The following is a 12,934-nucleotide window of genomic DNA, read 5'->3' on the forward strand; positions in this document are numbered from 1 at the left end:
GTCTGCGGTAACCCTCAGCATGAACCGAACCGGGTACGGTTGGTAAGGCAAGCCTAATTAGAAATTAGTGGAGGTTACCTTGGCACGACCCAGCACCACCCTGACGGTGCAGCGCACCGAGCGGCTGACCCCGCATCTGATCCGGGTGTACTTCGGCGGACCCGGCTTCGCCGCGTTCCGGCCGAGCGAGTTCACCGACTCGTATGTGAAGTTCATTTACCCGCGCGACGGGATCGATGTGCTGCGCACTTATACCGTGCGCTCGGTCGATCCGGATGCCGGTGAGCTGGCCGTGGACTTCGTCTACCACGGCGACGAGGGCATTGCCGGTCCGTGGGCCGCCTCGGTGCGGCCGGGCGACACCATCGACTGCTTCGGACCGGGCGGAGCCTATGCGCCGCGCGCAGATGCCGACTGGCATCTGCTGGCCGGTGACGAGGCGGCCCTGCCCGCGATCGCGGCCGCGCTGGAGGGCATGCCCGCCGATGCGGTCGGGCAGGCGTTCGTCGAGGTCGCCGGACCCGATGACGAACTGAAGCTGGACAAGCCGACCGGCATCGAGCTGACCTGGCTGCATCGCGGCGCACGCGAGCCGGGCGATGTGCTGGCCGAAGCCGTGCGCGCGGCGCCGTGGCGCCAGGGCCGGGTGCAGGTCTTCATCCACGGCGAGGCTCGCGCCGTCATGCAGGACCTGCGCCGCTACATCCGCCGCGAGCGTGGCGTCTCCGCCGAATGGGCGAACTCGATCTCCGGCTATTGGCGGCGCGGCCGCACCGAGGAGGGCTTCCGCGAATGGAAGGCCGAATTCAAGGTCGAGGACACCGAGGATGCGCCGAACCGGTGAACGGCCGAAATCCCATGACGACCGGATGTTCGCCGGTCGCCATGGGATTTCGTGGTGTCGCTACTGCTGATTTGCGCGCAGCGCCTCCTGCACGAACTGGGTCGTGTAGGTCTTGGACAGATCGATGCGGTCCTTGACGGGTGCCACATTCTTCGAGTACTTGCCGAGCACGTTCAGCACATTCTCGGCGCCTTCGGATTTCATCAGGCCGGTGCCGTTGAACATGCCGATCGAGTCGCGGATGGACTGGACGTAGAGATCCCGGCCCGCGCTCGCGTATTGCGAGGGCATCTTGTCGGCGATCTCCTCGGCGGTGTGCGTCTTGATCCACTGCAGCGTCTGCACGAAGGCGGTCGCGATCTTCTGCACGATATCCGGATGCGCGTCGACGGTGTCGCAGCGCATGTACAGCGAGGATGCCGGATATAGCCCGCCCAATGCCGCCCGGGTGCCCGCCTCGGTGCGCATATCGACGAGGATCTTCGCGTCACCGGAGTTCACCATGGTGGCGACCGTCGGGTCGGTGGTCATGCCCGCGTCGATGCCGTTGTGGTTCATTCCGGCGATAAAGGTCTGCCCCGCACCGACTTTCACCCGGGTGTAATCGGCGGTGGTCATACCGACCTGTCCGGTGAGCGCCTGGGTGAGGAAGTCGGTCGAGGAGCCGAGCGAAGTCACGCCGAGGTTCTTGCCGCGCAGATCCGCCAGCGATCTGATACCGGCCGCATCCGCTTTGGAGACGAGCTCCACTTCGCCTGGCACATCGGCGAATTGCACCACCGATTTCAGGCACTGTTCCTTGGCCTGCAGATCGATCGTGTGGTCGTAGAAGCCGACCACGGCCTGCACATCGCCGGTCAGCAGCGCGGTTTCGGCGCTCGCGCCGGACTGCTCGCCGAGCAGTTTGACGTCGATATCGTTCTTCGCGAAGAAACCGAGCTTCTCGGTGAGCATGGCGGGCAGATAGATCACCTTTTCCAAACCGCCGACCATGATGGTGATCTGGGGCCGACCGTTGGCCATCGGAATGGTTCGGGAGTCCCGGCAACCGGTCGCCAGCAGCAGTGCCGCGATGACCCCGACAATGATCGTCAGATGTTTGACGTACCGCATGATCAGATCCCGTGACTCGAAGTCGCCTGCGACGGACGCCATTTCAGCAATCGGCCCTCCGCAGCACTGATCGCCCATTCGGCGAGCAGCGCGATGACGGTGATGATGATCATGCCCGCGTAGATACCTGCCGAATCGAAGGTGCCCTGGGCATTGCTGATCAGCAGACCCAAACCCTTACTGGCACCGGCATATTCACCGACCACCGCGCCGATCAGCGCGAAACCGAAAGCCGTGTGCAGGCTGGACAGGATCCAGGTCGTCGCGCTGGGCAGCACGATCGAGCTCAGCACCTGACGCTTGCTCGCACCGAGAATGCGGGCGTTATTGATGACATTGCCGTCGACCTCGCGCGCACCGGTGAAGGCATTGAAGAATACGGCGAAGAACACCAGCACCACGACCGTCGCGACCTTCGAGCTGAGCCCCAGACCGAACCAGATGATGAACAGCGAAGCCAGCACGATACGCGGAACAGCGTTGAGCGCCTTGATGAACGGCGCGAGCACCTCGGCCCAGTACCGACTGCGGCCGAGCAGCGTGCCGAGTACGACACCGGCAACCGCACCGATCACGAAGCCGAGCACCGCTTCTTGCACAGTGGTGTACATCTGCAGCCAGATCGAGCCGAATTGCGTTCCATCGGTGAACCATTCGACCAGCCGGTCCCAGATCAGCGAGGGCTTGGAATAGAAGAACGGGTCGATCCACAGCGTGGCGGTGAGCTCCCACGCGCCCAACCACACCGCGATCAGCGCGATGCGCAGGCCCCAGGTGCGCAGCCGGTTGCGCCGGAGGTTGGTCCGCACGCGCGCGAGAATCTGCTCCTCGGTTTCGATTTCCACCTCGGGCGCGGACTTCGCCGCGTCTTCGAGCACGTTATGCGACACGGGAGGCTCCCTTGCCTCGGGCTGCCTCGACCTGATCGCGCAGCGTTTCCCAAATTTCCTTGTAGATGTCCCGGAATTCGTTGGTGAGCCGGACCTCCTCGACATCGCGCGGACGGTCCAGCGAGACCGGGAAATTGCCGCAGACCGTGGCCGGGCTGGCGGTCATGACGACGACCCGGTCGGCGAGCACGATGGCCTCTTCCAGATCATGGGTCACGAAGATGACGGCCGCGCCGGTGCCCGCCCACACGCGCAGCAGTTCGTCCTGCATCAACTGCCTGGTCTGCACGTCCAGCGCGCTGAACGGCTCGTCCATCAGCAGGATCTCGGGATCGTTGACCAGGGTCTGCGCCAGTGCGACGCGCTTGCGCATACCGCCGGAGAGCTGATGCGGGTAGTAGCTCTCGAATCCGGCGAGACCGACCTTGCGCACCCAGCCGCGGGCCTGTTCGCGTGCTTCGGCCTTGGACTTGCCGCGCAGGCGCGGGCCGAGGGCGACGTTATCGATCACGCTCTTCCACGGCAGCACCGCATCCTGCTGGAACATGTAACCGATGCCGTCCGGGATGCCGTGGACATCCTTGCCGCGCACCAGCGTCCGCCCGGCCGAGGCCGGTTCCAGCCCGGAGACCAACGATAGCGTCGTCGACTTTCCGCAACCCGTCGGCCCGACCACGGCGACGAATTCGCCGGGTCGCACCGCGAGGTCGAGATTGCGGACGGCAGTGTGGATTCCGCCGCCGCTGCCGGGGAAGCGCTTCGTCGCGCTCCGCAGCTCGATGAGTGGTTCGGTCATTTTTCTTGCTCCTAGCGGATCAGGTAGAGCGAACCTACGTGTGCCGGGTCACACTTCGAGGCTTGTGCGCACAACCGGCGCAAACGAGGCGATTCGAAGGTTGTGCGCATTCTGCTCACGCCCGTCTCCGTGGTTTATGCTGCGGAAATGGCCAACGACGGCAGAGCACGACGGCGCGCGACCGGACACTTCCGGTTGCGCACCCAGGTGCTGCTGCTGCAGATCGTGATCGTCTCGGTGACCCTCGGCGCAGCCTTCGCGGTATTCGGCTACGTCAGCGGCCAACGGCTCAACGATCAGTACGGGCAGCGTGCGCTCGCCATCGCGCGCAGCATCGCGGCCGAGCCGGTGGTGCGCGAAGAGGTCGCCCGGTACGCACCGGGCACGGTGACCCCCGAGCTGCGGGCGCAGCTCACCGCGGGGCCGCTGGAGCGGATCGCCATCGATACGACGCAGCGCACGGACGCGCTGTTCGTGGTGATCACCGACGATGCCGGAATCCGGTTGGCGCATCCGGACGAGGCACGACTGACCGAACATGTGAGCACGGACCCGTCGGAGGCGTTGGCGGGCCGCGAGGTGATCGTCAAGGAGCGCGGCACGCTAGGTCCTTCGGTACGTGCGAAAGTACCTGTAGTGCAGCCTGATTCGGATCGCATTGTCGGCGCGGTCAGCGTCGGCATCTCGACCACCGCGATTCGCGGGCAGTTGCTCTCCGATCTGCGCACCGCGGCGCTGTTCATCGCCGCGGCGCTACTGATCGGCATCGCCGGTTCGGCATTGCTGGCGCGGCGATGGCGCGGATTGACGCTCGGACTCGAACCCGCCGAACTGGCCGAACTCGTCCAAGGTCAGGCGGCGGTGCTGCACGGCATCGGCCGTGGTGTGCTCGCCGTCGACTCGGCTTGGCGCACAACGTTTGTCAATGACGAGGCGCGGCGGCTGCTCGGGATCAGCGCCGAGATCGGCAGGCCGGTCGACGAGATCGGTTTGACGCCACGGGTGCTGGAGGTTTTCCGTGCACTCGACGAACAACCGACACCGGCCACCATCGGCTCGCATATCGTGGTGGTGGCGGCCAGGCCGGTCACCCGGGATGGACGCGATCTCGGCGCCGTGCTCACCGTGCGCGATCGCACCGATGTCGAGGCGCTGACCCGCCAACTCGACGCCGTGCAATCGATGAGCACCGTGCTGCGCGCTCAGCGCCACGAGTTCTCCAACAAGATGCACCTGCTCAGCGGCCTGCTGCACAGTGGGCGCACCGAGGAGGCGTCACATGTCATCGATGAGTTGATCGGCGCGGGTCCGCTCGGCGCGGCGACGCCGGGCATCGATGCGATCCACGACGCGTATCTGCAGGCCTTCCTCGCGGCCAAGGCGGCGCATTCGCGCGAGAGCGGCGTCGAACTCGTGCTCGGCCCGAATACCTGGGTGGACGGCAATCTCGCCGAACCCGTCGATGTCACGACCGTGCTCGGCAATCTGCTCGATAATGCGATCGAGGCCGCCCGGATCGCCGACAATCCCACCAAGCAGGTGGAAGTCGAACTGGTGCAGGAGGATTCGACGCTGCACATCACGGTCGCGGACAGCGGTGACGGTGTCGTACCCGAATTGATCGACACCCTGTTCACCGAGGGCACCTCGACCCGCGAGGATCACGGTGTGCCGGGCGGGCGCGGCGTCGGCCTGGCGCTGATCCGCCAGATCGCCCGCGCGCACGGCGGCGATGTCCGACTCGCCAGTGCGCGCGGTGGTGCGCCGCCGCTCACCGGCGCCGAATTCATCGCCCGAATCCCCGGAGTACTGGTAGACAGCGAGATGCCATGGCCACAACAGATCTGACCGTGCTGGTGGTGGATGACGACTTCCGCGTGGCCAATCTGCACGCCGGAATCGTCGAATCCATCGCCGGTTTCACCGTCGCGGGTACCGCGAACACCCTGGCCGGGGCGCGCGAACTCAACGCCGCCAATGCGATCGAGCTGGCGCTGGTCGACGTCTACCTTCCCGACGGTTCCGGCATCGATCTCGTGCGCGAATTACATTGCGACGCCATGGTATTGACCGCCGCCACCGAAAGCACCACCGTCCGATCCGCATTCGCCGCGGGAGCGCTCGCGTACTTGGTGAAACCCTTTCCACACACCATGCTCGCGGCCCGCTTGGCCGGATATGCCCGCTACCGCCGTACCCTCGCCGCACCCCAGATCGATAACGCCGCCATCGAGGCAGCGCTGCAAGCGCTGCGCCCGACCTCGACGCCGGCCGCGGCCACCGTCATCGCCTCCCCCACCAAAGACCTTGTCCTGCACACCATCCTGGATGCCACCGCACCCCTGTCCGCCGCCGAGGTGGCCACCGCCATCGGCATCTCCCGCGCCACCGCCCAGCGCTACCTCGCCGCCCTGGTCGCCGCGGGCACCGTCCAGATGCGTCTGCGCTACGGCACCACCGGCCGCCCCGAACAGGAGTACACCGCCGTACCGCGCCGCCGCTGAATGCCCCCTGTCGATCTCGGCGGAAATCGGAGACACTAGCATTAGGCGTGCCTAACCTTAACCAGGTCGGGCAAGTTGTGTGTGAGTGAGGATCGACAAATGCAGGGCCGCGATTTTGGGTCGCGCCGATGACGGCGCTGGTGGGCGGGGTACAGCCCCGCCGCGGTTTCGCGATCCGGACGGTTGCCACCTGCGCCGCGCTCGCCACGGCGATCTGGCTGTCTACCCAGTTGCACTGCACGCCAGCGCTGCATCATGCGGCGTTGCTCATCCACCTGGCATCGCTGGTGCTCGGCTTCGGGGCAGTGCTGGCGGTGGACTATTTCGTCGTGGCCTGGGTGCTGCGCCGTACACCTCTGCGCGAAATGCTGGCCGTCGCCGATCGCCTGCAACTGCCCATCTGGCTGGGCGTCATCGGCTTGGTGGCCAGCGGCGTACTCCTCGAACCGAATATCGCCAACCACACCACCCAGACCAAAATGGCGCTGGTCGTCGCCCTGACCCTGAACGGCCTACAAGCATCCGCCTTCACCGAGCGAGTCGCGGCCCGCGGCGGCATCCTCGACCGACCATTGATCGCCCGTGGTGCGCTCACGCTCCTCACCTCTCAGGCCTGCTGGTGGGGTGCGCTGTGGATCGGCTTCTGGAACACCACCAACCACGCGTAATCCTCAGTCGGGACCTCTGAGCGCTGCTGGCTGCGTTCGCGGCCGCTGCGGTAGTTGACCACCACCCGCATGCCCCGCGATGCCAGCAACCGGGCAACGGCCGCGCCGATGCCTCTGCTCGCGCCGGTGATAAGGGCGACCCTGCCGTCCGAGCGACGGGTTCGTCGCGTTGTCTCCCGCTGTTCTCAGCGCGACCGCAGCCAGTCGCGGAAGTGGGTGGTGCCCAGACGGGTGCCTTCGGGCGGGATGAGCGCATTGCCCTTGACCGCGGCGAAGAGGCCGGCGGTCTCGTCGGTTACGACGTGCCGGCGGTCCCCTTTGGCCGCCAGAACGACGCGGCCCAGATCGTCGAGGGCGTAGATCTCCGGACCCGCGATGGCGCGAATACCGTGCAGTGGCGGGCCGGCGGCGACCTCGGCCACGGTGGCGGCGACCTCGGCGGAGCTGACGGGCTGGAGAGCGGTGCTCGGCAAACGCACGGCATCACCGTCTGTGGTCCACTCCAGTGCTGCCACGACGAACTCCATGAACTGGGTTGCGTGCACGATCGAGTACGGGATCGGCCCGGCCCTGACCAAGTCTTCCTGCAGCGTCTTGGCCTGGTAGTAGACGAGTCCGGGCACTTGGTCGACGCCGACGATCGACAGTGTCACGATGTGCCCGACGCCCGCCGCCTGCGCCGCGGCCAACAGGTTGGGCACCGAAGTGCGGAAGAAATCGACGGAGGCCTCGTCGAAAGTCGGCGAGTTGGCCACGTCCACCACGACCTCGGCGTCGCGCAGTGCCTCGTCGAGCCCGTCGCCCGTGATCAGGTCGATGCCGGTCGAGCGAGAATGCCCGGCCGCATCGTGTCCGGCCGCAGTAAGTTCGCGCACCACCTGAGAGCCGATGAGGCCAGTGCCGATGACCGAGATTTTCACGAAATCTCCTCTCCGCCGGGCATCCGCCCAGCAAACCGGGATTCGTTGCATCCAGGATGCTACGCGCTGGCCGCGGCGGTACATCAGCAAACTCTGAGAAACACACATCGGCATCGGCATCGGATTCGCTGAGCCTCCAGCACCCGGTCGGTCAATTACCAATACGTTGCGCTGCAATGGATTTCAGGCGATCACGGAAGGCTTCGCTGTCGGGTCCGAAGATTTGTTCGTCGGTGTCCACGACGATGCGGATGGCGCGGCGGGCGAGGGTGCGGCCTTCGGAGCTCACTTCGATGCGGAGGATGCGGGCGTCGTGGGGGTCTGGGCGGCGAGCGAGGAGGGCGCGGTCTTCCAGGACTCGGATTACGCGGGAGCCCATCATGCGGTCGGCACCCGCCATATCGACCACCTGTTGTTGAGTCGGTGGTTCACCCTGTCTGCCGAGCCAGCCCGCTGAGGCGAGCAGATTGAATTGGGTGAGGGTGAGGCCGAGGGGGCGCAGGTTGCGCTCGACGGTGGCGCGCCATTCCAGCGCGGCGTGATGCAGCCAGAAGCCCGGACTCATCAGCGGGCCTTGCGGTTCAGCCACGTTCGGCTCCCAGCCGTCGCGCTTCGAGTTCCAGCGCCGCGATGGTCAGCTGCATATCGGTTCGAATGCCACGCTCCCAGATCAGGCGGAAGATCGGCCGGAACGGGCCGTGTACCTCCATCCGCTTCGCGACACGCACGGTTCCGTCGCCGAGCGGTTCATAGGTGTAATGGCCACGGATCTTGCCGAACGGAATCCCGGCCTCACTGGTCCACGAATGTCCCGACTCGACGGCGGTGATGGCGAACGGACCCGCCGGCGCGCCTTTGGGTTTCACCCATCCGGCGGTTCCCGGCGCGAACGGTCCGTCGATCCGAGCCTTCTCCTCGTGCGGATCCCACGACGGCCAGTTGGCCACATCGGTGGCCGCCTGCCAGATCTCCTCGATCTCACCGGCGATAACGGCTTCTTCGTAAATCACGTACATCGGAACACTCCCTGATCGCTACGGGTTGTTGTTGCGACAACGATATATGTTGTCGCAACAACAAGTCAAGAGGTGGTCGCCCCCAGGTCGGCCGCGGGGTCATCCGCACGCGATTCGCGTCATCGGATCCCGGTCGAGAAAGACCTCCCGCGCCGGGCTCACCTGTAGCGTCGGAGCGATGAGCAGCCTGCAGGTCGCCATAGTCGGGTACGGATTGGCCGGGTCGGTATTCCACGCGCCGTTGATCGCCGCGCAACCGAGGATGCGGGTGGCGACGGTGGTCACGCGGTCATCGGAGCGGGCGGAGCAGGCGCGGCGCGAGCATCCCGGGGTGCGGGTGCTCGCGAGTGCGGAGGAATTGTTCGCCGATATCGCGGGCCTCGATCTCGTGGTCATCGCGACGCCGAATCAAACACACGCGCTGCTGGCGCGGCAGGCACTCGACGCCGGGCTGCCGGTGGTCGTCGATAAGCCGTTCGCGGTGAGTGCCGCCGACGGCGAGGATCTGATCGCGCGAGCCGAGCGCGCCGGGCTGGTGCTGTCGGTATTCCAGAACAGGCGCTGGGACGGTGACTTCCTGACCGTGCGGAAACTGATCGCGGATGGGCGGCTCGGTGCAGTGCGCCGTTTCGAGTCCCGATTCGAACGGTGGCGTCCGGTGCCGAAGGGCGGCTGGCGCGAGGTCGGTTCCGCCGAAGAGGGCGCCGGACTGCTGTTCGACCTGGGCAGTCACCTGATCGATCAGGCGGTGACGCTGTTCGGCCCGGTGCGCACGGTATACGGCGAGCTGGACCGGCGACGGTCGAATATCCGGACCGATGACGACGCCTTCGTCGCACTCACCCACACCTCGGGCGTGCGATCACATCTCTGGATGAGCGCGGTAACTCCGCAGCTGGGACCACGCTTCCGAGTGCTCGGTTCCGAAGCGGGTTACGTCACTTACGGATTGGATCCGCAGGAGGAGGCACTGCGGTCGGGTCGCCGTCCCGGTGACGGCCCTTGGGGCACAGTCGAACCCGAACGGTGGGGTGCATTGGGCGCGGAACCCGGCCTCGAACCGGTCCCCACGATCGCGGGCGACTACCCCGCTTTCTACGACGCCATGGCCGCCGCCCTCCTCGACGGCGCACCCGTTCCGGTCGACCCACGCGACGCCGTCACCACCTTGCGATTGCTCGACGCCGCCCGCAAATCGGCGGATCTCGGCGAGCTGGTCACCACCTGACCGGCTCACGACGACTCGGCGAAGCCCGCCGCGGCCGGATAAGGTGCGGCGGTGCAAACAGCGGAATTCGTCGAGCGCGGCGCCTCCATCGCGGACCGGCTCACCACAACCCAGGCCGCGCCACCATGGTGGTTGGTCGTCGCAACCGCAGTCGCGGCCCTGATTCTGGTCGGATACAGCCCGGTGTGGCGGATCACCCGCAATGTGGTCACCATCGCGCACGAGGGCGGACATGCGCTCACCGCACTGCTCACCGGCCGCAGGCTCAACAGCATCACGTTGCATTCCGATACCTCCGGCCTGACCGTATCGAGCGGAAAACCTTACGGCCTCGGCATGATTCTGACCGCTGTGGCGGGATATCCGTCGCCACCGCTGCTCGGCCTCGGCTTCGCCGCACTGCTCGGCGCCAACCGGATCACCCTCATGCTCTGGACCGCGATCGCCCTGCTCGCGGCCGTCCTGATCAAGGTGCGCAACGTCTACGGACTGCTGACGGTATTCGGCTTGGGCGCCATCGTCTTCGCGGTGTCCTGGTTCGGAACCGACACGGTACAGGCCGGTTTCGCCTATCTCGGCGCATGGTTCCTACTGCTCGCTGGCACCCGGCCGGTAATCGAATTGCAGCGTGGACGGGTCCGCCGGTGGAATATGCCGCAGGGCGCGGATTCCGATGCCGATCAGCTCGCCCGGCTCACTCACATCCCCGCTCTGCTGTGGGTCTTCGTCTTCGGTGCGATCGCGGTGGCCGCGCTGGTCGGCGGGGCGCTGCTGCTGTCCGAGGCCGCGGGTGTCTGCATTCCCAACGTGTCCGGCGCAGAGTGCACCACACCGGCCCTACCCACCAGATAGGTCCGGTACGCCGCCAGACACAGTGCGAGCCACAGCGCGCCGATACTCCAGCCGCCGAGTACATCGGTCGGCCAGTGCACACCCAGATACCAGCGGGAAAGGCCAACGGCCACAACGAATACGGCCGCGACGGTTACGCCGATGCGGCGGGCGGCCGGGCGCCGCGCTCGCGAAAGCACCACCGCGGCAACGAGTCCGATGACCACGATCGATCCGAGACTGTGTCCGGACGGAAAAGCGTGATTGGTCTCGGTGACGAGACGATCCGCCTCGGGTGGACGAGTACGCCCAACTAGATTTTTGCCGACCACGACGAGCACACCCGCCCCCAGGGTGGCGACACCGGCCAGCACCACCTCCGGCCACCGCCGACGCCAGGCCAGTACGACACACAGGACCACCGCCACCGCGGTCATCGCCAGCGTGCCGCCCAGGTCGCTGACCCCGATCGCAACCGGCGTCAACAGCCCGTCCCGCCGCTGCACCACCCAATCGGTCCCCGGCTGATCGATCGCGGTGACGCCGTCGCGCCCGAGAACGCTGCCGGTAATGGCGAAGACCATCGTGGTCAGCACCACGATGCTCCGGACCGGTAGCGGACGACTTGTCATACCTCCACCATGCCAGATTCGCAGCTGTGAGATTGCTGAGTGTCCGGCCGAGGATCTACCGGAGATACCGATCCGATGTCGTAGGGTGTTGGCCGTGAATCGATGGCCGGACCACGCCAGCACCGGACCGGACGAGCACTCGCCAGTGGCGGAGTTGGCTCGCGCCCTGATCGACGCGATATGCGACACCATCGCGGGTTGGCTGCATCCGTTCGCGGGTGCGGCGACCGTACCGCTGCTGTTGCTGACCCCCCTGCTCATTCTCGGCGTGGCCTGGCTGGCAACCCGGGTCGTGCGTCGACGCACGAATACCTGAGTCAGCTCGACTGCCAGGCGGCTACCGCCTCGCGAACCAGTTCGGCGGGATCCTTGGTCGCATCCACGGTGATGCCGAATTCATCCGAAGCCAAGGGCTGCAATGCCGCGAGCTGCGAATCGAGCAATGTCGCTGGCATGAAATGGCCACGGCGAGTCTGCATTCGGCGAGCCAGTTCCGCGCGCGACGCGGACAGATGGACGAAGTACGCCTCGGGTGCGGCCGCACGCAGCCGATCACGGTAGCTTCGCTTGAGCGCCGAGCAGCTGACCACCCCGCCGCGCTCGCGCCGCTCCCCCAGCCACGCCGCCACGATATCGAGCCACGGCGCGCGATCCGCATCCGTCAATGGCACCCCTGCGGCCATCTTCTCGATATTCGTCGCCGGATGAAAATCGTCACCCTCGGCGTATTCGACCTGCAGCGTCTGGGCAAGCAGCGCACCGACCGTGGACTTTCCGCATCCCGAGACGCCCATGACAACGACAATCAGTCGATCTGTCATGCCACCTCCCTCGAATCGCTGCGCGCCACTCCTCACGCCGACCCTATCGCTAGCGCACGCTACGACACTGCGAGGACAAAAGTCTTGGCGACCTTGTCGTGCCAGCCCTGCCGAGCGACATGATCGAAATACGGCGATGCCGCACAGACCACGCCCCAGATGCCGCACAGCATGCTCGGCAGCACCAGAGTCGCCCAGCGGATCAAGGCCGCCGCGCCGCCGATACCTTCACCGGGCGCGTCGGCGGTATCGATCCGCGCGACCCTGATGCCGAGCGCCTTCTTCCCGAAGGTCGCGCCCTGGGTCGCGGTCAAGCCGACCTCGTAGGCAATGCAGGCGAGCAAGCCGAGTGCGACAACCAGCAGCACGGTCCCCACGCCGAATTCGGAATCGGCATCGGCGGGGAATTCGCTCGACGAGTCCGTGCTCGCGATCACGACCGCGGCGACAATGCCGGTCGGTATGCCGATGATGACGGTATCTATCAGCCGCGCGCACAGCCGGGTCCCCATGCCGGCGAGTCGATACCGGCCGGAGGGAATGGTGAGGTAAGTGCTGGACGTGCTCAAGGATTCCCCTCCGGTGCGTGGTTGTGGCGATCGCGCCTGCGGCGGGAACAGGATTCGCACCCGCCGAACTCCCCTCCATATGGCCCGGCCGATGTGCTTCCT

General features: G+C 66.2%; 16 protein-coding genes and 1 pseudogene. 7 read left to right on the top strand and 10 right to left on the bottom strand.

The genetic code is table 11. The annotated features are described in order from the left end of the window. Positions 1-79: 79 nt before the first annotated feature. Entirely contained in the window at positions 80-844 is a 765-nt protein-coding gene (locus ACQP1T_RS24000; RefSeq protein WP_433755289.1) for a siderophore-interacting protein, read from the top strand. A gap of 60 nt (positions 845-904) precedes the next feature. Here ACQP1T_RS24000 and ACQP1T_RS24005 read toward each other — a convergent pair whose 3' ends face one another. From ACQP1T_RS24005 to ACQP1T_RS24015, 3 genes are read right to left on the bottom strand one after another with little or no spacing between them, the layout of a single operon-like run. After that, complete coding sequence (locus ACQP1T_RS24005) at positions 905-1,999, bottom strand: ABC transporter substrate-binding protein (RefSeq protein WP_433755291.1); 1,095 nt, start codon at positions 1,997-1,999, stop codon at positions 905-907. Continuing rightward, entirely contained in the window at positions 1,960-2,847 is an 888-nt protein-coding gene (locus ACQP1T_RS24010; RefSeq protein ID WP_433755292.1) for an ABC transporter permease, read from the bottom strand. Before ACQP1T_RS24010 ends, ACQP1T_RS24005 begins: the two co-directional genes overlap by 40 nt. Next, a complete protein-coding gene (locus ACQP1T_RS24015) occupies positions 2,837-3,643 on the bottom strand; it encodes an ABC transporter ATP-binding protein (protein ID WP_433755293.1) in 807 nt (268 codons plus the stop codon). The genes ACQP1T_RS24010 and ACQP1T_RS24015 overlap by 11 nt, the downstream gene beginning before the upstream one ends. Before the next feature lie 147 nt (positions 3,644-3,790). Here ACQP1T_RS24015 and ACQP1T_RS24020 point away from each other — a divergent pair, with 147 nt between their 5' ends. From ACQP1T_RS24020 to ACQP1T_RS24030, 3 genes are all read left to right on the top strand, one after another. Beyond that, positions 3,791-5,491, top strand: coding sequence for an ATP-binding protein (locus tag ACQP1T_RS24020; protein ID WP_433755294.1), 1,701 nt, complete (start codon positions 3,791-3,793; stop codon positions 5,489-5,491). Continuing rightward, a complete protein-coding gene (locus tag ACQP1T_RS24025) occupies positions 5,473-6,147 on the top strand; it encodes a response regulator (protein ID WP_433755295.1) in 675 nt (224 codons plus the stop codon). The genes ACQP1T_RS24020 and ACQP1T_RS24025 overlap by 19 nt, the downstream gene beginning before the upstream one ends. Positions 6,148-6,275: 128 nt before the next feature. Beyond that, entirely contained in the window at positions 6,276-6,815 is a 540-nt protein-coding gene (locus ACQP1T_RS24030; RefSeq protein ID WP_433755296.1) for a hypothetical protein, read from the top strand. Here ACQP1T_RS24030 and ACQP1T_RS24035 read toward each other — a convergent pair. The 4 genes from ACQP1T_RS24035 to ACQP1T_RS24050 form a co-directional block, all read right to left on the bottom strand. Next, positions 6,755-6,946 (bottom strand): SDR family NAD(P)-dependent oxidoreductase, encoded by a 192-nt coding sequence (locus tag ACQP1T_RS24035; protein ID WP_433762337.1) that lies wholly within the window; start codon positions 6,944-6,946, stop codon positions 6,755-6,757. The two genes, ACQP1T_RS24030 and ACQP1T_RS24035, sit on opposite strands and share 61 nt — an antisense overlap. Positions 6,947-7,000: 54 nt before the next feature. Next, positions 7,001-7,735: an SDR family oxidoreductase gene (locus ACQP1T_RS24040; RefSeq protein WP_433755297.1), complete on the bottom strand. Its 735-nt coding sequence runs from the start codon at positions 7,733-7,735 to the stop codon at positions 7,001-7,003. Positions 7,736-7,886: 151 nt separating this feature from the next. Further along, complete coding sequence (locus tag ACQP1T_RS24045) at positions 7,887-8,324, bottom strand: MarR family winged helix-turn-helix transcriptional regulator (RefSeq protein ID WP_433755298.1); 438 nt, start codon at positions 8,322-8,324, stop codon at positions 7,887-7,889. Further along, positions 8,317-8,751 carry an SRPBCC family protein gene (locus ACQP1T_RS24050; RefSeq protein WP_433755299.1) on the bottom strand — a complete coding sequence of 145 codons (435 nt, stop codon included), beginning with the start codon at positions 8,749-8,751 and terminating at the stop codon, positions 8,317-8,319. Before ACQP1T_RS24050 ends, ACQP1T_RS24045 begins: the two co-directional genes overlap by 8 nt. Positions 8,752-8,929: 178 nt before the next feature. On the opposite strand from ACQP1T_RS24050, the gene ACQP1T_RS24055 reads away from it, so the two are divergent. After that, positions 8,930-9,979, top strand: coding sequence for a Gfo/Idh/MocA family oxidoreductase (locus ACQP1T_RS24055; RefSeq protein WP_433755300.1), 1,050 nt, complete (start codon positions 8,930-8,932; stop codon positions 9,977-9,979). 51 nt (positions 9,980-10,030) lie between these two features. Beyond that, a complete protein-coding gene (locus ACQP1T_RS24060) occupies positions 10,031-10,831 on the top strand; it encodes a M50 family metallopeptidase (protein ID WP_433755301.1) in 801 nt (266 codons plus the stop codon). Positions 10,832-10,845: 14 nt separating this feature from the next. Here the strand turns inward: ACQP1T_RS24060 and ACQP1T_RS24065 are convergent. Continuing rightward, positions 10,846-11,634 (bottom strand): annotated as a pseudogene (locus ACQP1T_RS24065) (phosphatase PAP2 family protein); the annotation flags it as partial. On the opposite strand from ACQP1T_RS24065, the gene ACQP1T_RS24070 reads away from it, so the two are divergent. After that, the gene (locus ACQP1T_RS24070; RefSeq protein WP_433762577.1) at positions 11,537-11,758 is read left to right on the top strand and encodes a hypothetical protein; all 222 of its coding nucleotides are present in this window, start codon (positions 11,537-11,539) and stop codon (positions 11,756-11,758) included. The pseudogene ACQP1T_RS24065 and the gene ACQP1T_RS24070 sit on opposite strands and share 98 nt — an antisense overlap. Position 11,759: 1 nt before the next feature. Here the strand turns inward: ACQP1T_RS24070 and ACQP1T_RS24075 are convergent, their stop codons facing one another. Together ACQP1T_RS24075 and ACQP1T_RS24080 are read right to left on the bottom strand one after the other, a co-directional pair. Beyond that, positions 11,760-12,263 (bottom strand): gluconokinase, encoded by a 504-nt coding sequence (locus tag ACQP1T_RS24075; RefSeq protein ID WP_433755303.1) that lies wholly within the window; start codon positions 12,261-12,263, stop codon positions 11,760-11,762. A gap of 59 nt (positions 12,264-12,322) precedes the next feature. Beyond that, on the bottom strand, positions 12,323-12,832 hold the full coding sequence (locus ACQP1T_RS24080; protein ID WP_433755304.1) for an RDD family protein: 510 nt from the start codon (positions 12,830-12,832) through the stop codon (positions 12,323-12,325). Positions 12,833-12,934 lie beyond the last annotated feature (102 nt).

This window comes from Nocardia sp. CA-135398, from assembly GCF_050955845.1.
Lineage (GTDB): Bacteria > Actinomycetota > Actinomycetes > Mycobacteriales > Mycobacteriaceae > Nocardia.

Excerpts from the sequence above, each read along its gene's own strand:
- ACQP1T_RS24005 (WP_433755291.1), bottom strand. The coding sequence starts at position 1,999 with ATGGCGTCCGTCGCAGGCGACTTCGAGTCACGGGATCTGATCATGCGG.
- ACQP1T_RS24015 (WP_433755293.1), bottom strand. The coding sequence starts at position 3,643 with ATGACCGAACCACTCATCGAGCTGCGGAGCGCGACGAAGCGCTTCCCC.
- ACQP1T_RS24020 (WP_433755294.1), top strand. The coding sequence starts at position 3,791 with ATGGCCAACGACGGCAGAGCACGACGGCGCGCGACCGGACACTTCCGG.
- ACQP1T_RS24025 (WP_433755295.1), top strand. The coding sequence starts at position 5,473 with ATGGCCACAACAGATCTGACCGTGCTGGTGGTGGATGACGACTTCCGC.
- ACQP1T_RS24030 (WP_433755296.1), top strand. The coding sequence starts at position 6,276 with ATGACGGCGCTGGTGGGCGGGGTACAGCCCCGCCGCGGTTTCGCGATC.
- ACQP1T_RS24050 (WP_433755299.1), bottom strand. The coding sequence starts at position 8,751 with ATGTACGTGATTTACGAAGAAGCCGTTATCGCCGGTGAGATCGAGGAG.
- ACQP1T_RS24055 (WP_433755300.1), top strand. The coding sequence starts at position 8,930 with ATGAGCAGCCTGCAGGTCGCCATAGTCGGGTACGGATTGGCCGGGTCG.
- ACQP1T_RS24075 (WP_433755303.1), bottom strand. The coding sequence starts at position 12,263 with ATGACAGATCGACTGATTGTCGTTGTCATGGGCGTCTCGGGATGCGGA.